This is a genomic window from uncultured Kordia sp. (assembly GCF_947496985.1).
Classification (GTDB): domain Bacteria; phylum Bacteroidota; class Bacteroidia; order Flavobacteriales; family Flavobacteriaceae; genus Kordia.
Genome location: NZ_CANMEZ010000005.1, coordinates 157,975 through 183,825, shown reverse-complemented (window position 1 = coordinate 183,825; position 25,851 = coordinate 157,975). Strand labels below are relative to the sequence as shown.

Here is a 25,851-nt window from a genome sequence, read left to right as displayed (position 1 = left end):
TCTCTATTACATTTGATACGTCCAACCTACATGATATGCGAAGCCTTGAAATACATTTCTTCCAGTAATTACATATGAAGGTGCAATGTATATTCCTGATTTTTTTGATATTGGGAAATGATACGTTCCTCCTACTTTGTGGTAGCTTGCACCAAAACGCTTAAAGTTTTGAGGCGCTGGTGTTTCTAAATAGTTGATTCCGCCAAATGCATGTTGAAAATCATACCAAAAATCAAAATAGCTTTTTGCGCTTGCTTTCCCCAATTTGAAGGTTACAGGCAAACTATTGGGAACTTCTTCAAACTTGAATGAGAATCCACTTTGAAGGTTTATAAACCAACCAGATTTTTTTTGATAGTGTACTAATGCGCGTGTTTCTAGTATTTTGGCTTGCTGACCTAAATCGTTTAAGCCTCCCAAATTATAATTGCCCACATTGAAAGAGAAACCTGTAGCAAAGGAAAGTTCAAGTTTGTCTGTTTTCCAAGCTTTTTGGACAGCTTTGTATTTTAATACAAACTGTGCATCTTGTAATCCGTTTTGTTTGTTACTTGATAAGTATGGTAAAGATGCTTGTATGTTAAGTCGTTCATTAATTCCATAGATTCCAAATACAGAAATACTATAGAGGTTGCGACTTAAATCGCTTTTTTCTTTTCCTATAAAATAGCTTTTAGAATCTTCAAATCCAGCGCCCACAACAAGTGTCGTTTCTGCTTTTTTATTGTAAAATCCACTAATAATTCCTTGCGCACTTATAAAGTAGCAATTACTAAAGATAAGAATGAAACAACTGATTTTTATGACTTGTTTCCACATAACTACGGTTTTAGCTTTAGTCTGCGAAAGCATTCAAAACTTACTATCCTCTAATTAATGGCATTGTACTACAACGCAATAAACCTTCTTGTTTGGCAATTTCCGCATACGGAACTTTTTCAACTGTAAACCCTTGTGCTTCTAACCAAGTATTAAGACGCGTAAAGTTTTGTTCCGAAATGATAACTTCTTGTGAGATAGAAAATACATTACTATTCATGTTGTACATTTCATCTTTACTAATTTCGAAGATGTTTTCTTTCCCAAAGAAATCAACCAACCATTGGTATTCTTCTTCTACTAAGAAACCATTTTTATGCAAAATAGCTTTGTCTTTTCCTATAGGTTGAAAGCAACAATCTAAATGCAATGCATTGTCTTTTGGTTCTGTATTTGATTTACGAAGTTCGAATGATTTTACCGTTTTGTTCGGGAATAATTCTTGCAATGCAATGACTGCATCAATATTTGTACGTGCAGTTATATAATCTGGATAATCTTCTCCTGAATAAGTTCCTATAAAAATATAATCGCCCCAAGGCATTACATCTCCACCTTCTACATGCACTTCTTCTGGTAGTGTGATTACATTTTCTGGATTTACTAGATCAATTACATGTTGAATAGCTTCAATTTCACGTTCACGATCAGGCAGTATGTTTGATTTGATGAATTTGTCTTCAATGACAAAAGCGATATCTCTTGAAAATATTTGGTTGTAATCTTGTATGATACTCGGTCTGAATACTTTTACTCCATATTTTTCAAAAACTTTAGCAACGGCTTCCATTTCTGGCACCATATCTTTTTCAAGTGGATAGGTTCCTGCCAATACGTGTTGTTTTGATTTTGGATCATAGCAATCTGCAGCTTTCGGAGTAGGTCCGCAGCTTTCTGCCGTTCCCAACACAACTGCTTTGAGTTGTGAAGTTTCATCATTTACATATAATTCTAACATACTTGGGGTATAATTGAAAAAAGCTTCATAGACATTTTTAATCTATGAAGCTTTGTAATGTGGTTTTGATATTTATCTATCAGAAATCGTTTTGAATTCTCTTAGGTTTTCACCAACGTATACTTGACGTGGACGTCCAATTGGCTCTTTGCGTAAACGCATTTCTCTCCATTGTGCAATCCAACCTGGTAAACGTCCTAATGCGAACATTACAGTAAACATTTCTGTTGGAATTCCCATAGCTCTGTATATAATTCCAGAATAGAAATCTACATTTGGATATAGTTTTCTGTCTACAAAGTATGGATCTTCTAATGCTTCTTTTTCTAATCCTTTTGCGATATCTAAGATTGGATCTTCTACTCCTAAGTCTCCTAATACCTCATCTGCAGCTTTTTTGATAATCGTTGCTCTTGGATCGAAGTTTTTGTATACTCTGTGTCCGAATCCCATTAAACGGAAAGGATCACTTTTATCTTTTGCTTTCGCCATGTATTTTTTAGTGTCTCCACCATCTTGACGAATTCCTTCTAACATTTCTAATACCGCTTGGTTTGCACCTCCGTGTAATGGTCCCCAAAGTGCAGAGATTCCTGCTGCTAATGAAGCAAATAATCCAGCGTGCGATGAACCTACGATACGAACTGTTGATGTAGAACAGTTTTGTTCATGATCTGCATGTAAGATTAATAATTTATCTAATGCATTTACAACTATTGGATTTAAGGTATATTCTTCATTTGGTTGTTTGAACATCATTTTTAATACGTTTTCTACGTATCCTAATGATGAATCTCCATAATCTAATGGCAACCCTTGTTTTTTACGCATTGCCCAAGCTACTAATACAGGGAATTTTCCAAGTATTTTCACTATAGCATGATACATATCTTCTTCTGAATCTACATTTACAGATGAAGGATTGAACGCAGTTAATGCATTCGTTAATGATGCTAACACACCCATTGGATGTGCTGATTTTGGAAATGCATCTATTATTTTTTTGATATCATCATCAACAATAGATTGCGCTTTAATGTCTTTATGAAATTTTGCTAATTGCTCAGTAGTTGGTAATTCTCCAAAAATTAATAAGTAAGCAACTTCTAAAAAGTCTGCTTTTTCAGCTAAGTCTTCAATTGAATAACCTCTATAACGAAGCACTCCTTTTTCTCCATCTAAAAATGTTATTGCACTTTGGCAAGAACCTGTGTTTTTATATCCTGGATCAATTGTAATAACTCCACCAGTGGAGCCTCTTAATTTCTTGATATCAATAGCGATTTCATTTTCCGTCCCTTTAATTACAGGGAACTCATGTTTCTCACCATTGACTTCTAACGTAGCTATATTATCTGACATATTTTTGTAGAATTTTTATTTTTTTATCTGGATTGCTAAATTACGAAATATGTCGCGATTTATGAAAAGACTTTACAAAGGATTTAACAATTAAGATATCATCAAAATTTATATTAAAAAAAAGCGATTATTTATGAATTAAATAATCGCTTTTGAATCTTGAATTTATGTTATTTTTTTCTATTCATTTTCAGGTAATTTTTCTGTGATTTGATAGGTGCTAAAGTTTAAAAAGTTCCCTGGATGTGTTAATATATTTTGTAATATAAATGGTGTGTCCGGATTTGTACCCGTATATTGAGTGGTACCATCCATATTAATATCATTACTATCATACTCAATTACAACATAAGTTGGGAAGTTTAGAAAGTTTCCAGGATCGTTTAATACTTTTGAGAGAATAGCTGGTGCATCTGGCGTCGTTCCAGAGTATTGAATAACCGTATCTCCATTTACATTTCCTGTCCACATTCCTACTACATCAGCTGGCATACCAAAGTTCGTTTGTGCATTTGCGCCATAAGTTATTTGATTGTTACGATCAGTGAAATCGACAATAGTAGCAGAACTTGATAACGAAATTGCAGTATTTGACATAATTCCTAAGTGGTTTCTGTGTTTTATGACTACATAATAATTTCCTGATGCTTGATTGAAGCTTACAGGAGTTGTAGCATCACCTTCAGCAGCTACAATATCGCCATCTCGTTGTAACATAGCTGATTTTCCATCAATGATGATTGTAGCGTCGTTAGCATCTCTGAGCTCTACCCAAACCCAATCCACTATTTTATCTTGTTCTAAAGCAAAAAACACATTATCACTTGCTGCAATTCCGTCTGCATATGGACTACTTGCATCGGAAACAAGATTGTTATCTTTTAAATCTGTACGCATAAAACCGTCTGTATTGTTGAGCATAGCTCCTTGTAAATATACTTTTGCAGCCACTTGAATTGCAGCTCCACAGAATTCGCTGAAACTTGTTGTTGATTCTATAATTGTCCAATTCTCTGTACTGTACGTAGCATCATCTACCTGAATACAGAATAAGTCGACGTTACCAAGTGTTATAAACGTTGTAACATTTGCATTGTTTCCGTTTTGCACATTTAGTGCTACTAACCCAGCATTATCCGCAATTAGATAGTTTAGATTGGTGTTATTGCTTAAGTCTAACTCACCCAAAGAGTTTAATCCGCAGTTTAAGATTTCTAATCCTGCAAAGTCTTCTATTCCAGTAAGGTCAAAAATACTAAGGTTACGAATGTTTAAATCATTTACCGTATTGATGTTTGCCGTTGTTACGTAATCGTCTAATACATCATCTAAACCTAAATCAATTAGGGCTTGCTCAAAGTTATTATCTGGCACGAAAGTTCGTCCTGGAATTGAGTTTGTAGATATACAAATATCAAAGGTTTCTGTTGAATTTACTACATCTGTATATACTTGTACAAAGTACGTATTCCCAATTGTTAAATTAGTTGCCTGACCTTCATCAGCATCTGTACAATAGATTGCATCTGTGATGTTCCCGCAAGTATAGGTTTGTGCATCAATGACTGCATGAAATACTCTTGCATTAGCTCCTGAAGTGTTTAATATTTTGATATTATGCATCGTTTCTGTGGCAATAAAACTAAACCACACATCCGAAAACTCAGTACTTCCAAAACAATTAAATCCATTAGAGTTTGTTGCTTCCACTAATGTTCCTGTAACTGTCATATTGCATGTAGCATTGCTGATTGGTACCGCAACAGCATTTACACAAGTATTGTTTACTGGAAAGCCACAAGTTGTACTGAAGTTTATTCCAACATCTACATTAGTCCAATTGGTAGTACTGTACGCAACATTATCTACTTGAACACAGGTTAGATTTGGTGTATTATTTGCAATAAAGGTGGTAACATTGGTATTGTTCCCGTTTTGAATATTTATAGTATTAAGCGTACTCGTATTACTACAGAACAAGCTTACAAATGCTGGGTTTTGAGACACATCGATGTTTGATATTTGGCTTCCTATTACACCTAATGATCTTAATGCCACATTTGCAGTAACATCAATTACTGTTATAGGGCAACTTAATATGGAGAGATTTTCCAAGTTCAAATTATTTGAAACATTCACTCCTGAGATTTGCGTAAAACCAATTCTTAGAGTTTTTAACTCTGCATTTACAGCTACATCTACACTTGAAATTTGAGTATTTCCTTCAATATTTAATACTTCTAGTATTGGATTTTGAGATACATCAATACTAGGTAATTGATTGTATCCAAAATATGCAAATACCAATGCTGGATTTTGACTTAAATCAATTTCGCTTAATGAGTTGTTTGTAGTAGATAGAGATCTTAGTATTGGGTTATTGGTAACATCTAGTGACGAAATGCTGTTATCATCTATTGTCAAAAATGCTAATGCTGGATTTTGAGAAACATCAATATTGTTAAGCATATTGTTTTTTGCATCTAAACTTATCAGTGCTGAATTTTGAGTCACATTTACCGACGAAATTGCATTGTCTGTAATGTTTAAATATTCTAAAAGCAGATTTTGCGTAACATCTATTGTTGTAAGTGAGTTTTCTTCTAAAGTTATATTTTCAAGAAGCGAATTTTGTGTAATGTCTAACTCGGTTAGATTGTTGTCTTGCAGGAGTACTAATTGTAATTGAGAATTCTGACCAAGGTTAGCTGTTGAAATAGTATTACTAGTAGCATTCAATATTTCTAATACCGCAAATCCCTCAATACCTGTTAAGTCGGAGATGTTTTTATTAGAGATATCTAAAGATGTAACCATATTGATATTTGTTGTAGTTACATAATCGTCTAATACGATGTCATATCCAAAATCAATTAGTGCTTGTTCAAAATTATCATCTGGCACATAGGTTTGTCCTGGAATTGTATTTGTAGAAACACAGATGTCAAATGTAGTATTTGCATTTGCTACATGCGAGTATACCTGTATGTAATATGTATCTCCTACTGTTAATCCGGTCGCAGTATTTTCTAATCCATCTGTACAATAAATAGCGTCTGTAATATTTCCGCAGGTATATGTTTGTGCATCAATTAAGGCATGCCAAAGAAAGTTTGGCGAACCAGTTAGATTTTGTAATGTAATTTCATGTGTTGTTTCGGTGGCTACAAAGCTAAACCACACATCAGCAAAGTTTGCATTATTTCCAAAACACTGTAGCGAATTAGAATTAGTTGCACCAACCATTGTCGCTGATATTACACTGTTACATGTAGCATCACTTATTGGAATAGCAATAGCTTCTACACATTCATCATTTTCAGAATAACCACAATCCGTACTAAAACTTGTACCTGTAGTAATATTAGTCCAATTGGCAGTACTGTATGCTGCATCATCTACTTGTATACATGTTAGGTTTGGTGTATCTGTAGCTAGAAAGAAAACAACATTCATATTGTTTCCATTTTGCATGTTTAGTTTTGTAAGCAATGGACTATTTCTGCAAGATATCCATTCAAAAAATGGATTTCCTGATACATCAACGCTTGTAACCAAACTCTGTGAAGTACTTAACTGTCTTAATTCTAAATTAGCAGTTACATCAATTTCAGTAATAGGACAATTTACAAACGATAATCGTTCTAAAGCTAAATTATTTGAAACGTCAATATCTGAAATTAGTGTATAACTTATGTTTAGTGTTTTTAAGTTTGGGTTTGCAGATACATCAATGCTTGATAATTGCGGATTCGTAAAAATTCCTAAATCTACTAATGCTGCATTTTGAGATACATCAATATCCGTTAATTGATTCCCTGATATGAATACTTGCTCCAACGCTGTATTTTGTGTTAAATCAAAGTTTGTTAGTGCATTGTCATTGGCATGAACATGCGTAAGTAGTACATTTTGCGAGATATCTAAGTTTGCTATATTGTTGTTTCCACATCTTAAATCTTTCAACGCCGCAAAGTCTTCAATTCCTGTTAAGTCAGAAATGTTTTGGCTTATTACATCTAGGTTTTCAATACCAGAAATATTGGTTGTTGTTACATAATTGTCTAAGGTTATATCGTATCCAAGATCAATAAGTGCTTGTTCAAAATTATCGTCTGGCACATACGTTTGTCCTGGAATTGTCAATGATGCTACACAAATATCAAACGTTGTATTTGCATTTGCTTCATGCGAATATACTTGTATGTAGTATGTATTTCCTATTGTTAATCCGGTTGCATCACCTGAGAGTCCATCATTACATAGAATCGCATCTGTGATATTACTACAGTTATATGTTTGTGCATCTATAACTGAGTGCCATAAAAAATTTGGAGTTCCTGTTAAGTTTTGTAATGTAATCTGATGTGTTTCCTCTGTTGCTACAAAACTGAACCATACATCTGAGAAGTTAGCATCATTACCAAAACAATGCAGTGAATTTGAATCGGTAGCATATTGCATTGTTCCTGTGATTGCATTCCCACAAGAAGCATCACTAATAGGAATGTTTATTGCATCTACACATTCATCATTTACAGAGTAATTACAATCGGCACTAAAACTTGTGCCAGAACCTATACTAGTCCAATTAGCTGTACTATAGACTGGATCATCTACTTGTATACAGGCTAAATTTGGATTATTGAAAGCTCTAAAAGTAATAATACTTTCATTTGTCCCATTAGCTATATTTAAACTCGTAAGTTCTGAAATACCTGAGCTAAACAATCTCTCCATTAAAGGATTATTCGATAAATTTAAATTAGTAAGCTGTGTATTATCAACCCATAAAAAAGTTAAACCAGTATTTACAGAAACATCTATAGAAGTTAATGGGTTACTTCCTGCATACAAATATTGTAACTGCTGATTATTAGAAACATTTAATGTTGTTAATTGACTGTTGATAACATATAGAAATCTTAAAAGTGTATTCTGGCTAATGTCTAAACTCGTAAGGTTATTATAACCACATGTTAAAGATTCTAAATTTGTGTTTAAAGACACATCCAAATCCGTTATACCTGTTCTGAGACAATCTAAGGTAACTAAATTTGTATTTAGAGATACATCTAAAGTATTTAAAGGATTATTATCACAGTGTAAAATTTCAAGATTTATATTTTGAGATACATCCAAGCTTGTTATCTGATTGGGATTATCAACAACAGCTGGGCCATTTCCACATCTTAATTCCTTTAGCGCTAAATTTTGAGATACATTTAACGAGGTTAAACCATTTGCCTGACAGTCAAGCTCTTCTAAACTTGTAAAATCTTCAATACCAGTTAGGTCAGCAATATTTTTATCTGAAACATCTAGGATTGTAATTGTATTTATATTTCCTGTAAGTACATAATCATCTAAAATATCATCGTAGCCTAAATCGATCAAGGCTTGCTCAAAATTATCATCTGGCACATGAGTTAAAGCTGGAGGCTGTATTACATGCTCTTGTAAACAAAACGAAACATCTCTATATGAGTCTTCTACATTACCTGCAGCCGTACCAGAATTAATTATAAATACCCAATCATAAATTTGAATTATTAACTCGTCACCTACTTCCCATCCTGATAGGATAGTATTGTCAGCAGCAATTGTATCTGCACAAGTAATTTCATTTCCTTGCGCATCTCTTATAATGATTCCGGGGTTTTCTGAGAGTCCAGTCCATGCTAATGCATTTGTGGTTGCTGTCCATGTAAAAAATTGGTCGTATCCTGTATTTTCACCATTACACGTTCCATCAAGTCCACTATCTGTGGTTCCGTCTGAGCTAAACAATAGTGCTCTTTCATCGCAATTATCTTGAAGACTTGTGGGAACAATTGGAATTGCTCCTGAGATTATATTATTAGTTGGCGTTTCGTATTCTCTCAAACAAAATGTAAGTGAATCATAGTGATAATTCTCATAGTTAAATAGTTGAATAATTAAATCTTCTCCTATTTCCCAACCACTAAGTTTTACAGGATCTCCTTGATTTGTTACAATGCATCCATACTCTACACCTGTAGTACTGCGAACTGAGATTCCTATATTATCTGGATTTTGTCCCCAAAGTAAACCACCAGAAGTTGCTGTCCATGTAAAAAATTGATCTACACCAGTATTTTCACCTACACAATTATCCATTCCACTGTCAGTTGTAGTATAATCGTTTGTATTTAAAAAGAGGGTTTGGTTATCCATTGTTATTGAACAATCACTTCCTGGCAAACCTGGTGTTATTGGAAAAGCTCCTGTAGGAAAATCATTGTTTGGAGGAGAAATTCCTTTTTCTTCTAAACAGAATCGTGCATTTTCAATCCCTGAAAAGCCTTCTGATTTATATATTTGAATGATTAGATTGTCTCCTACATTCCATCCTGTAAAAATTCCATCGTTATTATCTAGTGCTTTCGAACAATCAATAATTTCTTGAGTTGATGCATTTCTAATAATCATTCCTGCACGTCCCACAAAAGAAGGTGTACTGTATTTTAACCCATTTGTTGTAGCTGTCCAGGTAAAGAATTGATCTATTCCTTCAAAGTCACCATTTAGACATCCGCCTAAGCCACTATCTGTTGTGCCAGTTGCTGCTGTAAAATCGAGATCAAATGTGTACCCATTGGCACAGCCTGTTCCTGCTGGTGATGGTACAATTGGTATAGCCGATGCAATTGTGTTTGGTGTAGGAACTACTTCTTGACAAGAAATATTCAGATCTACCGCACCAATATCCGATGGTCCATAACCCGTAATTGTTATATAATAAGTTGTTAATCCGTCAGATTGAAATGTTCCGTATGAGCGGTATCCTGGTCCACATTGAGTTTCATTGTCATCATTTGCAGCAACTAAATTTAAGTTTCCTGATACTCCTGCATACACTAAATATGAAGTATCATAACCCGAAGCACATAAATCTAACGTAATTATTTCTGGAGTTCCATTACCTGTGTACGAATACCAAATATTTGGTGCATCCAAATCAACAGCTGGAGTTGTAGAATCTGGTGCATTGTCTTCGTCTAACGTTGCCTCTGCTGTAGATGATGTGTAATTGTTTCCACAACTTATTGGAATTGCATTTGAAAAATTGTCATTTGCAGGTTGTGCTTCTACTGGATTTATCCAAAGAATGTTTGTAAAAATCAGTAACGTAAATAGTAATTTCAGTTTCATATCTTTAAATCAATTAAGAATGTTTTGTATGGCCTTCAATTTATATGTCAATTTTTAGTCTTCGTAACCTAAAATTTCATTTTTTTTAAAGAATATTTTTACAATTAGCAATATGTTTTGACATACTTCAGGTCTGAACTCCACAAAAAATACTTGAAATCAAGTTTAATTTAAGTTTTGTAAAAACGAACCAAAGCAGCATTTAATATGCTATCACATGATAACTTTCTTTGTTTATTCTTTAATGAATGATCGATTAATAGGTTGTATTGATTTGCAGGGAAATTGCTTTTACGAAAATACTTAAATATACTTCAAACATGCAACTATACTTTAGGAAATTCAATCGTGATTTATAAAAAACGATTAGTACTAAAAAGAATCTCCACTACTTTGACAGTACTGGAGATTCTTTTTGTTTTTCAAACTTATAACTTTGAAAGATTACACGTCTTTTCACTTTTTAAGAATAACCTTAACCAAGATGCTTTTACATTATTCCTGTATACTCTGTAACAACTGGTTGTGGTAAAAATAGTTCTATTAAAAATACTAAGCTATCTCTTGAAATGATTGTAATGGAAATTAGTATTGTAGTAAGTAATATCGCGACAGCTAAATTATTTTTTTTCAACTCTCCTACTTCGTCCACATGTTTCGTGAGTGATTTTGCTAACATGAACGAACTGAAATGAATTAATCCTGCTAATAAAAAACCTATAAATAATGATAATGAAGAGTATTTAAGAATTTCTACAAATAAATTTTCTTTCGCATGAATTTTAAACATTTCTATAGCACTGATAATTGATGGAATAATACCACTTAACAAATATCCTGTACTAAAAATGATTCCTGAGAAAAAGATACTTAACGCCAAATTAGAATCGTTTAGATTTTCTTCTTTGAGGTTAAATATTTTGATGAGTACTTTGTATGAGATGAAGAATATGACAATAGCAAGTACAATGGATAATACCATTTGACTTAGTGCGAGATAGAATAATTCTGTATTCATGTGATTTCTTTTTTTAGTTGACTAACACAAAGTCCCAATAGCGTAAGCTTGATACGTCTTTGGGCAAATATCCAATAGGACAACCTTTGGCAGTGGTTTCTACGAAATAATATTTTTTTCTGTTGTATGTTTTGTATTTTCCTCTTGCGGGGACACTGATTCCTAATACAGAATGTTTGTATTGATCACTGTTGAGAATAGCTACATCGTAATTAAATTTTGACAATAATACAAATAATAATACCGTACGCGAGTCACAATCACCCGTAAGATTGGCTCCAAATTCTACAGGAGCAAAGATTCCTAATCGTACATTTCCAACACATGGATAGTCTTCATTTCCATTACATGGTGTTGATTTTATATAGTTGTACTGTATGTTTTGTACACTAGTAATGATGAATTCGGCAAACTTTTTACGATTCATCTTTTTTTCTTTCTGAATTTTACTGAACGATGTGTACAAATGTTCTAACAATGGCGCATCATGATTTGCCATGTGTTTGTAGAAATTCCCCCAAGTAAAACTGCGTGTGTATTTGAAACTTTGGCGATTTTTTTTAGATTTTGGCACATTGGCTTTTTCTATTTTGAAGTTCATCCGATAACGATCGCCATCAAAATCTTTCCAACGCAGATTGTTTACAATATATTCAACTGTTTTGTCGCCTTCTGTTGTGGTAATAACTTCCGTCTTCTTCGTTTCTTCTTTTACGATTGTATTTTCTTCTTCTATAACATAGCCCGCATTTTTCATTAGAATTGCCATGATGACAGAAAATAGTATGATAATTCCAACGGTTCTTAGAATATTGAATAAGATATTTTTAAAAGCATCCGTATTGGAACTGCTTTTTCGTACTACTTTTTTCCAGAGATATCGTAATATGAAGAATCCACAAACTGAAATAACTAGCAATGACATACCTTCTATTTTGACTTCAGTTGCTAGAAAAAATAACACTATTCCTAAAAAACCTGTAGCTATTAATGCCAAACAACCCGAAAAGAGTTTTTGTATGGCAACGACGCATCCGTGAGGTTTTTTATCTTCTGTCATGATACGCTAAAGATACTATCTTTTTTGAATCTTGAAAATACGATGAATTGCTGATTTTTATATTTTATACTATTCGTTTTATAGAAACTCAATTTAACAACTTAGATCAAACTAAAGAAACTCTTTTTATCTTTGACTTTCGTTTTTTTGCTTTCCTTACATTTCGACAGCACTCAATGTATCAAGCAAAAATAAAAGAAAAGGAATTTTCAGTTCATGCATTTTTATTTTCAACGATTTTCTAAGAATTCTAGTTATTTAGTATATTGTGAGTAATTAACTATACGATTATCTTTCTTTTTATGTCAAATAGACCTGCACACGAACGTGGAATTTTGTTTTCGATTATTCTTGGAATTTTAGGACATGTAGTTTCTGCTATGTTTTTTTATGCTCAAATTACACCCGATTACGAGTATTTTGAATCACCCGAAAAGTTAAAAACTGTACAGTTAGATACGATTTACACACAAAAAGCACTTGACAAAGTTTATAATACATTTCAGAAAGATTTAGAAAGTATTAATGCTGATATTTTGATTAGCAATACTATTCAACACACAAATTGCTCTAAGAAATTCCATAGACAATCAGAAGTTTTGACAACTAAAATGATTTGTCATAATGATAATAACGTTTTACAAAAAGCAGGTTCTAGTACAGATATTCGATACGCTAAGTTATTAGGCAATCAACCTGTTTCTGTTCCATACTTTTTAAATAAACACCCAAAGGTTTCCTTATGGATTTTGTTTATTTCACTTGCAATTGGATTTTCCATGTTTTTTATTCCTTATTTCTATATCGGAATTCGTTATTATGCCAAACGAATGTCCAAAAGTGTTGTTTGGGGAAATGTTGGAATTTCACTTTTGATTGCTATTTTATTGATTCTACCGTTATTTTTTTATAAGCTAAATCATTCCAATTTACTGTTTAAACCTACAGATATGATTTCCAATTTTGGTTTCGGGTATAGCAAAGCAACCTTATTTACTGGCGCTACCTTACCATTTTTTGGCGTTATTTTTTGGATGGTTTTGGTATTGATGATTAATTCAAAGATTTCCTATTTGTTTGCAAATGATTTTGATACACTTATATTAAAATTTAAACCGTATCGCGATGCTTTAGAAAAGTATTTTATTATTATTGCTTTGTTTTTAGCGTTTACTATTTTTTGTACAGATACTTTGTTACGGACTTTGAATTCTTTAACGACAGTTTCACCAAATTTGTATCCTACAGAGTTTGCTTACAGTAACGGATTGATTCATACATTTTTCTTGGTTTTGATTTATTTAGGAATACATTCTAATTTAAATTACATCAAACAAAAAATTAACGAAAACGCAACTGTTTCTGATACTGTGAAAGATGATTTGAAGGAACAAAAGAGCTTTATCAGTTATTTAAAAGTGATATTAACAATGCTTGCTCCTGTGATTGGAAGTGGCGTACAAGAGATCATTGGATTGGTAAGCAGTGTAGGTTAGCAACCTGATTCACAGAACATTAATTACGGTAAAACCATAATTCAATCATTCTTTTTTTTCATAACTTACTGTAAACCAATATATTTTACATTATGAAGAAAAAGAATTTAAAAAACTTAGTATTACGCAAACAATCCGTTAGTAATTTGAACAAAACCCTAGGAGGCAATGCTTCTATTGATGTGGGAACAATTATTGATACCATTATTGACATTACTACGAAGTATACACGTGTATTTTCATATTGTCCACATGTGAGTTGTAACGATTGTCCACCTCAACTTACAGAATTTGGCACATGTGTTAGAACTCTTTGCGATGATTTAACTTGTAATACTTGCGTATAAAATAAAAAAGGTTGAATTCTAAGAATTCAACCTTTTCACTTTAACTGTGTTGTTAGTAGTTATAGTGTGTTATTTTATTTTGAATGCTTTGTCTTGTGGATAGTAAGCAACTTCTCCTAGCTCTTCTTCAATGCGTAATAATTGGTTGTATTTTGCCATTCTGTCTGAACGGGAAGCTGAACCTGTTTTGATTTGACCTGTGTTTAATGCAACTGCTAAATCAGCAATTGTATTGTCTTCAGTTTCTCCTGATCTGTGTGACATTACAGATGTATATCCAGCATTGTGCGCCATGTTTACCGCTGCAATTGTTTCCGTTAAGGTACCAATTTGGTTTACTTTGATTAGGATAGAGTTTGCCGTATTGTTTTCAATTCCTCTTGATAAACGTTCTACGTTGGTTACAAATAAATCGTCTCCAACTAATTGTACTTTGTCTCCGATTTTTTCAGTTAGGTATTTCCAACCTTCCCAATCGTTTTCGTCCATTCCATCTTCTATAGAAATGATTGGATAATTTGCCGCTAATTCAGCTAAGTAATCTGCTTGTTCTTTTGACGTTCTTACTTTTCCTGTTTCTCCTTCAAATTTAGCGTAGTCATATTTTCCGTCTACGTAAAATTCTGCAGCAGCACAATCCAACGCAATCATAATTTCATCACCAAGTTTATACCCTGCATTTGCAACAGCTAAAGAAATTGTATCTAAAGCATCTTCTGTTCCATCTAAAGTTGGCGCAAAACCTCCTTCGTCTCCTACAGCTGTACTTAAACCTCTGTCATGTAACACCTTTTTTAAATGGTGAAAAATTTCAGTTCCCATTTGCATAGCATGTGTAAAGTTTTTTGCTTTTACAGGCATTACCATGAATTCTTGGAACGCTATAGGTGCATCAGAGTGCGAACCTCCATTGATAATGTTCATCATTGGAACAGGAAGTGTATTTGCAGAAACTCCTCCTACATATCTGTATAAAGGCATTCCAAGTTCGTTTGCAGCAGCTTTTGCAGCAGCTAATGAAACTCCTAAGATTGCATTGGCTCCTAAGTTTCCTTTGTTTGGCGTTCCATCTAAATCGATCATTGCTTTGTCGATATGATTTTGCTCAAACACAGAAGTTCCTATAAGCGCTTCTGCAATGGTTGTATTTACATTTTGAACAGCCTTACTAACACCTTTTCCCATGTAAGCGTCTCCGCCATCTCTTAATTCTACTGCTTCGTGTTCTCCTGTTGATGCTCCTGAAGGCACTGCGGCTCTTCCTAATATTCCATTTTCAGTTACTACATCTACTTCAACAGTTGGATTTCCTCTTGAGTCTAAAATTTGTCTTGCGTGAATGTTAATGATTCTGCTCATTGTCTTTTTTCTTTTATTTCTTCTAGGCTAATTTACGAAACTAACACTAGTTTTTTATGGTTGTACATCGCTTTTACGGATATGTCAGCAATGTGGGTTTTTTGATTCTTTTTATAAAACGCGAAAACGTTTTCTATGAAAAATAATGCAACTATTTTTTACTCGATAATCGAGATTTATAGTGTTTTAAGGCTTGATTCCATATTTATATTGAATTTCTTGCCTAAACTTCATGAACTTATTTTAATGTGATTTGCTAAATAACACAATATTTTCTGTGGATTTGAATGCATAAGCCAATGATTTGTTCATAAATGATTTGGAAGCATCATAGTTTACCAAAGCCGTTGTATTAGGAACTTTTAGTTTCCACGAACCAGAAGTTGTCAGTTTTCCTGGCGTAATCATTGCTACTTGCCCGTACGTTTCAGAAACATCAATAGCTATTGTAGCATTTCCATTGTTTGCTGCTTCTTGCGCTTTGTTTAATGCTTCTTGATCGTTTGCTTTTCCAAGTTGTATCCAATTTTCTGATTTTTTCACAATAGATTGAATACTATCATATACTACATAATCACCATTCGCATTTTTGAAATCACCAATATTATAAAATTCAGAAATCATTTTTGTAATACTATTTCGACAATCATTTCTGCTTGTTGAATTTGCTTTACAGTTTTTGAAATAGGCAATTGTTGTTGATAGGAATTGTTCCTTGTCAACTGACAGCTTGGTATCTTTCGGTTTTGCTGTTTCTGTTGTTGTTTTTTCTGTTTTAGTCGTTGACTTTTCAGATTTCGCATCATTTTTACATGAAATAACAAGCATAAAAGCCACTAATAGTATGCTGATTTTTTTCATCTCTTGTGTTTGATCTAAATTAAACCGTTTTTACTTTTTGAATGTTTTCAATGAATTGATCAAATAAGTATTCTCCATCGTGTGGTCCAGGACTTGCTTCTGGATGGTATTGTACAGAGAAACAGTTTTTGTCTTTGATACGAATTCCTGCTACCGTATTGTCATTTAAGTGTACGTGTGTAATTTCTACATTTACATTTGCTTCTGTTTCTTCTCTATTGATTGCAAAACCATGGTTCTGTGAAGTAATTTCACCTTTCCCTGTCAACATGTTCTTTACAGGATGATTAATTCCTCTGTGACCGTTGTGCATTTTATAGGTAGAGATTCCGTTTGCTAAGGCAATTACTTGATGTCCTAAACAGATTCCGAATAATGGTAAATCGTGTTTGATTACTTCTTTTGCGAATGTGATAGCATCATTTAAAGGTTCTGGATCTCCAGGTCCATTTGACAAGAAGTATCCATCAGGATTCCATACACTCATTTCTTCAAAGGTTGCATTGTATGGAAATACTTTAATACATGCATCACGTTTTGCGAGGTTTCTAAGAATGTTCTTTTTTACACCAATATCTAATGCTGCAATTTTTATAGAAGCATTTTCATCTCCATAAACATATGGTTCTTTCGTAGATACCTTTGAAGCCAATTCTAATCCAGCCATACTTGGCACATTGGCAAGTGAAGTCTTTAGTTCATCTATCTTATCAACATTTGTAGAAATAACAGCATTCATAGCTCCATTATCTCTTATATAGCTTACTAAAGCTCTTGTATCTACATCTGATATTGCAAATAAGTTATTTTGGTCTAAGAATTCTTTTAGAGAACTGTCCGCAGCATCTCTTGAGTAATCATAACTAAAGTTTTTACAAATAAGTCCTGCAATTTTTACACCATCGGATTCCATTTCGGCTGTAGCCGTACCATAGTTTCCAATATGCACATTTGCAGTTACCATTAATTGTCCATAGTACGAAGGATCAGTAAAGATTTCTTGATATCCTGTCATTCCTGTATTGAAACATACTTCTCCGTATGCAGTTCCAGAGTTTCCAATTGCTTTTCCATGGAAGATTGTCCCGTCTTCTAGTAGTAATATTGCTTTTTGTCGCGTTTGGTATTTCATATCTAGCTATACAATTTAGTTGTGTGTGTTTGTATGAATTAATTATTGTGTTGTATCGTTACTATTGTGTTGTTGTGTACTTTCCCTGAGATTTGATACCCTAGAGAAAATATATTTTCTTGAAACCAATTGTTTGTTAGAATATCATTGTGTGATAATATTTCTAATATTAAAATTGGCTTACACCTTTTTATGGTATTGATGGCTCCTTTGAGTGCAGGAATTTCGAATCCTTCTAAATCGAGTTGAAGTATTGATATATTTCTGTCATCAGGAATCATATTGTCTAATGTTTCAATTGTTATGGGTACAAATTTACCATTTTCTGAATCAATTATTCTACTTGCGCCACCTAATCGTCTTCCATCTACTGTTTCTATTTGTAATTTTAACTGAGATTTTACTTCTCCAAGTCCAACTTGAAACAGATTTACATTTTTAAGATTATTAAGCAATATGGTTATTTGGGCACATCGATAGTATTCAGCATTTGGTTCAAATGTCCATACTTGCGCATTTTTATAAATATTTTTAGCTATTCCTGGAAGAAAGTCACCGAAATAGGCTCCGGCTTGAATTATATCACCTTCGCCAGCATGATCAATTATGTATTGAATTGTATTTGGCTCGTATACATTTCCTTTGAGTATTTTTTGAACAACAGATTCTTTCTGTTCAGAAAAAGGAGTACAATAGCCACCATATTTGTTATACGCTATGGTTCCATCTAATGTAAATTCATCCTTGATTAAAGAGGTCGCATGAACTGGTTTGTTAACGTATTTCTGTTTTAAAACTTTTCGCCTTACAAACTTCTTTAGTTTTTTAGGAATTAATGATTTTACAAGTTTGATCATTTGTTAGTGATTCGTTTTGATTTTAAATCAATTTAATTCTCAACTGTTACTTTTGAGATGTGCTTTTCAGCAAAATTAATTCAACTCAAAATTTTGAGTTTAGTTAATATAAAAAAAAGGATAAACTCAGAAAGTTTATCCTTTTATATGTAATGAATTGAATATCATTATTCTTCTTCGTTAGAAGCTTTAGTTTCTACTGGAGCAGGAGTTGCAGCTTTTTTACCACCTCTTCTACTACGTCTTGTAGTTTTCGCTTTCTTCTCAGTATTGTACGTTTCATTGTAGTCTACTAACTCGATTAATGCCATTTGAGCATTATCACCAAGACGATTTCCTAATTTGATAATTCTTGTGTAACCACCTGGTCTATCAGCAACCTTTACAGCAACGTCTCTGAATAATTCAGTAACTGCATATTTGTTTCTTAGTTTACTAAATACTAAACGACGATTGTGAGTAGTATCGTCTTTCGACTTAGTTACTAAAGGCTCAACAAATTGCTTTAACGCTTTTGCTTTTGCTACTGTAGTATTAATACGCTTGTGTTCTATTAATGAACAAGCCATATTTGCTAACATCGCTTTTCTATGCGCTGTTTTTCTACCTAAGTGATTTACTTTCTTTCCGTGTCTCATGACATTTGTTTTTTACCGCTATCTTGCTTCAACTCGTTTGAGGAGCAAATTATAGTGGAATTGAATTAATCTTTATCTAATTTATATTTTGATAAGTCCATTCCGAAACTTAATCCTTTAACATTTACTAGTTCTTCTAGCTCTGTTAATGATTTTTTACCGAAGTTTCTAAATTTCATCAAATCGTTTTTGTTGTAAGATACTAAGTCTCCTAATGTATCTACTTCTGCAGCTTTTAAACAGTTTAATGCTCTTACAGAAAGGTCCATGTCTACTAATTTTGTTTTTAGCAATTGACGCATATGTAATGATTCCTCATCATATGTTTCTGTTTGTGCAATTTCATCCGCTTCTAAAGTGATACGCTCATCAGAGAATAACATGAAGTGGTGAATAAGTGTTTTTGCAGCTTCAGTTAAAGCTTCTTTAGGATGAATAGATCCATCAGTGATGATTTCAAAAACTAATTTTTCGTAATCAGTTTTTTGTTCAACACGATAGTTTTCTATGCTGTATTTTACATTCTTTACAGGTGTGTAAATTGAATCTGTAAAGATAGTTCCTAAGGGAGCGTTTGATTTTTTGTTTTCTTCAGCTGGAACATATCCTCTACCTTTTTCAATAGTAATTTCCATATTCAAGTTTACAGAAGCGTCCATGTTACAGATAACTAAATCTGGATTTAATACTTGGAAACCTGAAATAAACTTTTGAAAATCACCAGCGGTAAGTTGATCTTTTCCTGAAACAGAGATTGATACTGATTCGTTATCAATATCATCTATTTGTCTCTTAAAACGTACTTGCTTTAAGTTCAAAATAATTTCTGTTACATCTTCTACAACACCAGAAATCGTTGAAAATTCGTGATCTACTTTGTCCATACGTACAGAAGTAATCGCAAAACCTTCCAATGATGATAGAAGTACTCTTCTTAATGCGTTCCCGATTGTTAACCCGTATCCAGGTTCTAAAGGACGAAATTCAAATTTGCCATCGAACTCAGATGAGTCAATCATGATAACTTTATCGGGCTTTTGGAAGTTTAATAATGCCATATTAAGAATACTTTCTGATTATTTATTATTTAGAATATAATTCTACTATTAACTGCTCTTTGATATTTTCAGGAATTTGAAGTCTTTCTGGAGCAGTAACAAACGTACCTTCCACTTTTTCTCCATTCCATGTAATCCACTCAAATACGTGGCTAGCGTTAGCTAGAGATCTTGTAACAACTTCTAAGGATTTAGATTTTTCTCTAACTCCTACTACATCACCAGGTTTTAAGCTGTATGAAGGAATGTTTACTTTCTCTCCATTTACTGTGATGTGACGGTGCGATACTAATTGTCTTGCTCCGCTTCTAGTTGGTGCGATTCCCATTCTGAAAACTACGTTATCTAAACGAGATTCACATAATTGTAATAATACCTCACCTGTAATTCCTTTACTTCTGTTTGCTCTATCAAACAAGTTTCTGAACTGACGCTCAAGAATTCCGTAAGTGTATTTTGCTTTTTGCTTTTCCATCAACTGAACTGCGTACTCAGATTTTTTTCCTCTACGTCTGTTGTTCCCGTGTTGACCTGGAGGATAATTTCTTTTATCAAAAGATTTATCGTCTCCGAAAATTGCTTCTCCGAATTTACGAGCAATTTTAGTTTTTGGACCAGTATATCTTGCCATTTCTAATAGTTATTATGAGAGTGATTATGAATTAAGGCGTTCTCCTTCGATAATCGTTAATCTCTCAATGTGAAAATTAATTTAATTATACTCTTCTTCTTTTTGGAGGTCTACATCCATTATGTGGTAATGGAGTAACGTCAATAATTTCTGTTACTTCGATTCCTGCATTATGGATTGTTCTGATAGCTGATTCTCTACCGTTACCTGGACCTTTTACGTATACTTTTACTTTACGTAATCCTGCTTCGTGTGCAACTTTAGATGCATCCTCAGCTGCAGTTTGTGCAGCATATGGAGTGTTCTTTTTAGAACCTCTAAAACCCATTTTACCAGCAGATGACCAAGAAATCACATCTCCTTTTTTGTTTGTAAGCGATATAATGATATTGTTGAAAGATGCAGTTACGTGTGCTTCTCCAACTGACTCAACGATTACTTTACGTTTTTTTGTACTCTTGCTAGACTTTGCCATACTACAAATTATTATTTAGTTGCTTTCTTCTTGTTAGCAACAGTTTTTCTTCTACCTTTTCTTGTTCTAGAGTTGTTTTTAGTTCTTTGACCTCTCAATGGAAGTCCAGATCTATGACGGATACCTCTGTAACAACCGATGTCCATTAAACGCTTGATGTTTAATTGAACTTCAGAACGTAATTCACCTTCAATTGTGTATGTTCCTACAGCTTCACGAATACGACCAATTTCTTCATCGTTCCAGTCTGAAACTTTAGTGTCTTCACTTACTTTTGCGCTAGCTAAAACTTCTTTAGCTCTACTTCTTCCGACTCCAAAGATGTATGTTAATGCGATAACTCCTCTCTTATGCTTTGGAATGTCTACTCCTGCGATTCTTGCCATAACTATCCTTGTCTTTGTTTAAATCTAGGATTCTTTTTATTGATTACGTATAATCTCCCCTTACGACGCACAATTTTGCACTCGGGACTTCTCTTTTTTATTGATGCTCTTACTTTCATGATTTTAGTATCTATAAGTAATTCTTGCTTTTGTTAGATCGTATGGGCTCATTTCTAGTTTCACTTTATCACCAGGTAATAATTTGATATAATGCATACGCATTTTTCCTGAGATGTGAGCCGTCACGATATGCTCGTTTTCTAATTCTACACGGAACATTGCATTTGACAATGCTTCTATGATTGTTCCGTCTTGTTCTATTGCAGCTTGTTTAGCCATAATTATGCAACTACTTTACGGTTTTTACCAGTTTTCATTAAACCATCATAATGTCTGTTCAACAAGTATGAGTTTATTTGTTGCATAGTATCAATGGCAACTCCTACCATAATTAGCAACGATGTTCCACCAAAGAATAATGCCCATGATTGCTGAATTCCTAATATCGTACCAATGATTGCAGGAAATACTGCGATCAATGCTAAGAATATTGATCCTGGCAATGTTATTTGTGACATTATCTTATCTAAATATTCTCCTGTTTCTCCACCTGGACGAATTCCAGGAATAAATCCACCACTTCTTTTTAAGTCATCAGCCATTTTGTTCGTAGGAACAGTAATAGCTGTGTAGAAATATGTAAAAATTATAATTAAGAAAGCGAATAAGACATTATACCATAATCCAAATACATTTTGGAAGTTAGCGAGCATCCACTGTCCAGCAGATGTATCATCTAATCCGTTTCCAATTGCTGTAGGTACAAACATTAATGCTTGCGCAAAAATGATTGGCATTACACCAGATGCATTTAATTTTAATGGAATAAATTGTCTTGCTCCGAAGATATTTTTTTCGTATCCACCACTAGCGGTTCTTCTAGCATATTGTACAGGTATTTGACGAACTGCCATTACCAATAAAATACTTGCTAAAATGATTAATAACCAAATTACAATTTCTATAAGAATAAGCATTGGCTTATCTGAATTAGAAGCAACTTCTTGTACAAATGCTGCAGGCATGTTCGCTATAATCCCTACCATGATTAATAGTGAAATACCGTTACCAATACCTTTGTCGGTAATTTTTTCTCCTAACCACATCGCAAAGATAGTACCAGTTACAAGAATGATTACAGAAGGAATGATAAAGTCAAGTCCTTTACCCATCATGAAAGCTTCATCAGGAACACCTAATGCTCCTAGTCCCCATAAATAGAAAGGTGCTTGTACCAAACATATTACAATTGTTAACCATCTAGTGATTTGCGTAATTTTTTTACGACCACTTTCTCCTTCTTTTTGGAGTTTTTGTAAATAAGGAATTGCAATTCCCATCAACTGAACCACAATTGAAGCAGAGATGTATGGCATAATTCCTAAAGCGAATACAGATGCTTTTGCAAAAGCTCCACCTGTAAACATATTTAGAAGATTACCGATTCCACCACCTTGAAAGTTTCCGGCGAAATCTGCGCCAAGTTTTGTATAGTCCATACCTGGAAGACTTACTTGTGCACCGAAACGATACACGAGTAAAAGTCCTAGAGTAACTAAAATTTTATTTTTTAGTTCTTCTATATTCCAAATATTTTTTATTGTGTCAATAAAATTTTTCATGCTTCTTTGTAGAAATTATAAAGTTACTGCTTCCCCACCTGCTGCTTCTATAGCTGCTTTAGCTGAAGCTGTAAATTTGTGAGCTGTAACCTTTAATTTTGCTTTTAGTTCACCTCTTCCAAGGATTTTTACTAAATCAGTTTTTCTAGCTACTCTATTCGCTATTAATATATTTAAATCAACAGAATCTGTGATTTTACCTTCGTCTACTAATTCCTGTAGTCTATCAAGGTTTACACCTTGATATTCCTTACGGTTGATGTTTGTAAATCCAAACTTAGGAACACGTCTTTGTAAAGGCATTTGACCACCTTCAAATCCAATTTTCTTTGAATAACCTGAGCGAGATTTAGCTCCTTTGTGACCACGTGTTGCCGTACCACCTTTTCCAGAACCTTGTCCTCTACCTACTCTTTTGTTATTACTTTGAACTGAACCTTCAGCTGGTTTTAAGTTACTTAAATCCATAACTAGTTGTTATTTTTAAGCTTCTTCAACAGAAACTAAATGTTTAACTTTATTTACCATTCCAAGGATGTTTGGTGTAGCATCGTGTACTACAACCTGACCGATCTTTTTAAGACCTAGCGCTTCTAGTGTTCTCTTTTGATTTTGAGGACGACTAATTTTGCTTCTTACTTGTTTTACTTTAATTTTTGCCATTTTATCCTTGATTTATCCTTTAAATACTTTTTCTAAAGAAACTCCTCTTTGTCTTGCAACAATACCTGCATCTCTTAATTGTAATAAAGCATCAAATGTTGCTTTTACTACATTATGAGGGTTAGATGATCCTTGTGACTTAGATAATACGTTATGAACTCCGACAGCTTCTAATACTGCACGTACAGCTCCACCTGCAATAACTCCTGTACCGGAAGATGCTGGTTGGATATATACTCTAGCTCCACCGTATTTACCTTTTTGCTCATGTGGTAATGTTCCATTTTGCAAAGGTATACGAACTAAGTTTTTCTTAGCATCTTCAATTGCTTTTGCAATTGCTGTAGCAACGTCTTTCGATTTTCCTAAACCGTGTCCTACAACACCGTTTTCATCTCCAACAACTACGATAGCTGAGAAACCAAAAGCTCTACCACCTTTAGTTACTTTAGTTACACGTTGTACTCCTACCAAACGATCTTTTAATTCTAGTCCACCTGGCTTTACTAATTCTGCGTTTTTGTATTTCTGATACATAGTTTCTTAGAATTTAAGTCCTCCTTCTCTAGCACCTTCTGCTAATGATTTTACTCTTCCGTGGTATAAATATCCACCTCTATCAAATGCGATTGTTTCGACACCAGCTTTTAGAGCTTTTTCAGCAATTGTTTTCCCTACTAGGGCAGCAACCTCTGTTTTTGTTCCTTCGGCTTTGATATCTTTATCACGTGATGATGCTGCAGCAATTGTTTTACCGTCTACATCATTAATGATCTGAGCATAAATTTCTTTATTACTTCTAAAAACAGCTAATCTTGGTCTAGCTTCTGTACCGCCAACGATTTTTCTAATTCTGTTTTTGATTCTGTTTCTTCTTTCAGTCTTTGATAATCCCATAATTAATTATTAAGCTGATTTACCTGCTTTTCTTCTTAATACTTCTCCAACAAATTTAACTCCTTTTCCTTTGTAAGGTTCTGGCTTACGGAATCCACGGATTTTAGCGGCAACTTGTCCTACTAATTGTTTGTCGTGAGAAGTTAATTTTATAATTGGGTTCTTTCCTTTCTCAGATATTGTTTCAACTTTTACTTCTTGAGCTAAGTTAATTACAATATTGTGAGAGAATCCTAAAGCTAATTCTAGTCTTTGTCCTTGGTTACTTGCTCTGTATCCAACTCCAACTAATTCTAACTCCTTTGTGAATCCTTTAGATACACCTTCAACCATGTTGTTAAGAAGTGCTCTATATAGACCGTGTTTTGCTCTATGATCTTTACTTTCAGATGGACGTTCTAGTACTAATTGACCTTCTTCTTGTTTAACAGTAATACCGTCAATCGTTTGTGTCAATTCTCCTAATTTACCTTTTACGGTTACCTGACCTTCTTTTATATCTACAGTAACTCCTGCTGGAATACTTACTGGGTTTTTACCTATTCTTGACATCTTCGTAAGTCTTTTTTATTAGTAAACGTAACATAAAACTTCTCCACCAACATTTTCACGCTTAGCTTGCTTTCCTGTCATTACTCCATGAGAAGTAGATACGATTGCAATTCCTAATCCGTTTAATACTCTTGGAAGTTCGTTAGCACCAGCATACTGACGTAAACCTGGTGTACTGATTCTCTGAATTTTTTTAATTACAGGATCTTTCGTCATCTTATCGTATTTTAAAGCGATTTTGATGCTTCCTTGAACCGTTGTATCTTCAAACTTGTAGCTTAAGATAAATCCTTGATCAAATAAGATCTTAGTAATTTCTTTTTTTAGCTTAGAAGCTGGAATTTCCACAACTCTGTGTCCTGCTCTACTAGCGTTTCGAACTCTAGTTAAATAATCCGCTATTGGATCTGTATACATATTTATC

Annotated in this window: 26 protein-coding genes; 2 read left to right on the top strand and 24 right to left on the bottom strand. The window is 33.6% G+C overall.

The window, feature by feature from the left end; translation table 11 throughout:
* Positions 1–6: 6 nt before the first annotated feature.
* The 6 genes from Q0828_RS14695 to Q0828_RS14670 all read right to left on the bottom strand — a co-directional run bounded on the left by Q0828_RS14695 (position 7) and on the right by Q0828_RS14670 (position 12,393).
* Positions 7–819, bottom strand: a complete 813-nt coding sequence (locus tag Q0828_RS14695) for a transporter (RefSeq protein ID WP_298422514.1) — start codon at positions 817–819, stop codon at positions 7–9.
* 43 nt (positions 820–862) lie between these two features.
* A complete protein-coding gene (locus tag Q0828_RS14690) occupies positions 863–1,777 on the bottom strand; it encodes an arginine deiminase-related protein (protein WP_298422512.1) in 915 nt (304 codons plus the stop codon).
* A gap of 72 nt (positions 1,778–1,849) precedes the next feature.
* The gene (locus Q0828_RS14685) at positions 1,850–3,139 is read right to left on the bottom strand and encodes a citrate synthase (protein WP_298422510.1); all 1,290 of its coding nucleotides are present in this window, start codon (positions 3,137–3,139) and stop codon (positions 1,850–1,852) included.
* A gap of 180 nt (positions 3,140–3,319) precedes the next feature.
* Positions 3,320–10,315 (bottom strand): hypothetical protein, encoded by a 6,996-nt coding sequence (locus Q0828_RS14680; RefSeq protein ID WP_298422508.1) that lies wholly within the window; start codon positions 10,313–10,315, stop codon positions 3,320–3,322.
* A gap of 490 nt (positions 10,316–10,805) precedes the next feature.
* Positions 10,806–11,333: a hypothetical protein gene (locus Q0828_RS14675; protein ID WP_298422506.1), complete on the bottom strand. Its 528-nt coding sequence runs from the start codon at positions 11,331–11,333 to the stop codon at positions 10,806–10,808.
* Between the two features lie 13 nt (positions 11,334–11,346).
* A complete protein-coding gene (locus Q0828_RS14670; protein WP_298422504.1) occupies positions 11,347–12,393 on the bottom strand; it encodes a hypothetical protein in 1,047 nt (348 codons plus the stop codon).
* 302 nt (positions 12,394–12,695) lie between these two features.
* Between Q0828_RS14670 and Q0828_RS14665 the strand changes: the two genes are divergently transcribed.
* A complete protein-coding gene (locus Q0828_RS14665; protein WP_298422502.1) occupies positions 12,696–13,889 on the top strand; it encodes a hypothetical protein in 1,194 nt (397 codons plus the stop codon).
* Positions 13,890–13,981: 92 nt separating this feature from the next.
* Positions 13,982–14,236 (top strand): hypothetical protein, encoded by a 255-nt coding sequence (locus tag Q0828_RS14660; RefSeq protein ID WP_298422500.1) that lies wholly within the window; start codon positions 13,982–13,984, stop codon positions 14,234–14,236.
* A gap of 69 nt (positions 14,237–14,305) precedes the next feature.
* Here the strand turns inward: Q0828_RS14660 and eno are convergent, their stop codons facing one another.
* The 18 genes from eno to rpsH all read right to left on the bottom strand — a co-directional run bounded on the left by eno (position 14,306) and on the right by rpsH (position 25,844).
* Entirely contained in the window at positions 14,306–15,595 is a 1,290-nt protein-coding gene (eno, locus tag Q0828_RS14655; RefSeq protein WP_298422498.1) for a phosphopyruvate hydratase, read from the bottom strand.
* A gap of 243 nt (positions 15,596–15,838) precedes the next feature.
* Positions 15,839–16,456 (bottom strand): hypothetical protein, encoded by a 618-nt coding sequence (locus Q0828_RS14650; protein WP_298422496.1) that lies wholly within the window; start codon positions 16,454–16,456, stop codon positions 15,839–15,841.
* Positions 16,457–16,475: 19 nt separating this feature from the next.
* Positions 16,476–17,588 (bottom strand): glutamine-hydrolyzing carbamoyl-phosphate synthase small subunit, encoded by a 1,113-nt coding sequence (carA, locus tag Q0828_RS14645; RefSeq protein ID WP_298422494.1) that lies wholly within the window; start codon positions 17,586–17,588, stop codon positions 16,476–16,478.
* Positions 17,589–17,626: 38 nt separating this feature from the next.
* On the bottom strand, positions 17,627–18,445 hold the full coding sequence (locus Q0828_RS14640) for an FkbM family methyltransferase (protein WP_298422492.1): 819 nt from the start codon (positions 18,443–18,445) through the stop codon (positions 17,627–17,629).
* Positions 18,446–18,612: 167 nt separating this feature from the next.
* Positions 18,613–19,083 carry a 50S ribosomal protein L17 gene (gene rplQ, locus Q0828_RS14635; RefSeq protein ID WP_298422490.1) on the bottom strand — a complete coding sequence of 157 codons (471 nt, stop codon included), beginning with the start codon at positions 19,081–19,083 and terminating at the stop codon, positions 18,613–18,615.
* A 65-nt stretch (positions 19,084–19,148) separates the two neighbouring features.
* A complete protein-coding gene (locus tag Q0828_RS14630; RefSeq protein WP_298422488.1) occupies positions 19,149–20,141 on the bottom strand; it encodes a DNA-directed RNA polymerase subunit alpha in 993 nt (330 codons plus the stop codon).
* Positions 20,142–20,166: 25 nt separating this feature from the next.
* Positions 20,167–20,772 (bottom strand): 30S ribosomal protein S4, encoded by a 606-nt coding sequence (rpsD, locus tag Q0828_RS14625; RefSeq protein WP_298422486.1) that lies wholly within the window; start codon positions 20,770–20,772, stop codon positions 20,167–20,169.
* Positions 20,773–20,857: 85 nt separating this feature from the next.
* Complete coding sequence (gene rpsK, locus Q0828_RS14620) at positions 20,858–21,247, bottom strand: 30S ribosomal protein S11 (RefSeq protein WP_108115112.1); 390 nt, start codon at positions 21,245–21,247, stop codon at positions 20,858–20,860.
* A gap of 11 nt (positions 21,248–21,258) precedes the next feature.
* Complete coding sequence (rpsM, locus tag Q0828_RS14615) at positions 21,259–21,633, bottom strand: 30S ribosomal protein S13 (RefSeq protein ID WP_298422480.1); 375 nt, start codon at positions 21,631–21,633, stop codon at positions 21,259–21,261.
* Positions 21,634–21,635: 2 nt separating this feature from the next.
* Complete coding sequence (gene ykgO, locus Q0828_RS14610) at positions 21,636–21,752, bottom strand: type B 50S ribosomal protein L36 (protein ID WP_007094966.1); 117 nt, start codon at positions 21,750–21,752, stop codon at positions 21,636–21,638.
* Between the two features lie 4 nt (positions 21,753–21,756).
* On the bottom strand, positions 21,757–21,972 hold the full coding sequence (gene infA, locus Q0828_RS14605) for a translation initiation factor IF-1 (protein WP_046756846.1): 216 nt from the start codon (positions 21,970–21,972) through the stop codon (positions 21,757–21,759).
* 2 nt (positions 21,973–21,974) lie between these two features.
* Complete coding sequence (gene secY / locus Q0828_RS14600; protein ID WP_298422470.1) at positions 21,975–23,315, bottom strand: preprotein translocase subunit SecY; 1,341 nt, start codon at positions 23,313–23,315, stop codon at positions 21,975–21,977.
* Between the two features lie 15 nt (positions 23,316–23,330).
* Positions 23,331–23,783, bottom strand: coding sequence for a 50S ribosomal protein L15 (gene rplO, locus Q0828_RS14595; RefSeq protein ID WP_298422467.1), 453 nt, complete (start codon positions 23,781–23,783; stop codon positions 23,331–23,333).
* A 15-nt stretch (positions 23,784–23,798) separates the two neighbouring features.
* On the bottom strand, positions 23,799–23,978 hold the full coding sequence (gene rpmD, locus Q0828_RS14590) for a 50S ribosomal protein L30 (protein WP_298422463.1): 180 nt from the start codon (positions 23,976–23,978) through the stop codon (positions 23,799–23,801).
* A 12-nt stretch (positions 23,979–23,990) separates the two neighbouring features.
* Entirely contained in the window at positions 23,991–24,515 is a 525-nt protein-coding gene (gene rpsE, locus Q0828_RS14585) for a 30S ribosomal protein S5 (protein ID WP_298422460.1), read from the bottom strand.
* A 6-nt stretch (positions 24,516–24,521) separates the two neighbouring features.
* Complete coding sequence (rplR, locus tag Q0828_RS14580; protein WP_298422457.1) at positions 24,522–24,875, bottom strand: 50S ribosomal protein L18; 354 nt, start codon at positions 24,873–24,875, stop codon at positions 24,522–24,524.
* A gap of 9 nt (positions 24,876–24,884) precedes the next feature.
* Positions 24,885–25,427: a 50S ribosomal protein L6 gene (gene rplF, locus Q0828_RS14575; protein WP_298422454.1), complete on the bottom strand. Its 543-nt coding sequence runs from the start codon at positions 25,425–25,427 to the stop codon at positions 24,885–24,887.
* An 18-nt stretch (positions 25,428–25,445) separates the two neighbouring features.
* Complete coding sequence (rpsH, locus tag Q0828_RS14570) at positions 25,446–25,844, bottom strand: 30S ribosomal protein S8 (RefSeq protein WP_298422451.1); 399 nt, start codon at positions 25,842–25,844, stop codon at positions 25,446–25,448.
* Positions 25,845–25,851 lie beyond the last annotated feature (7 nt).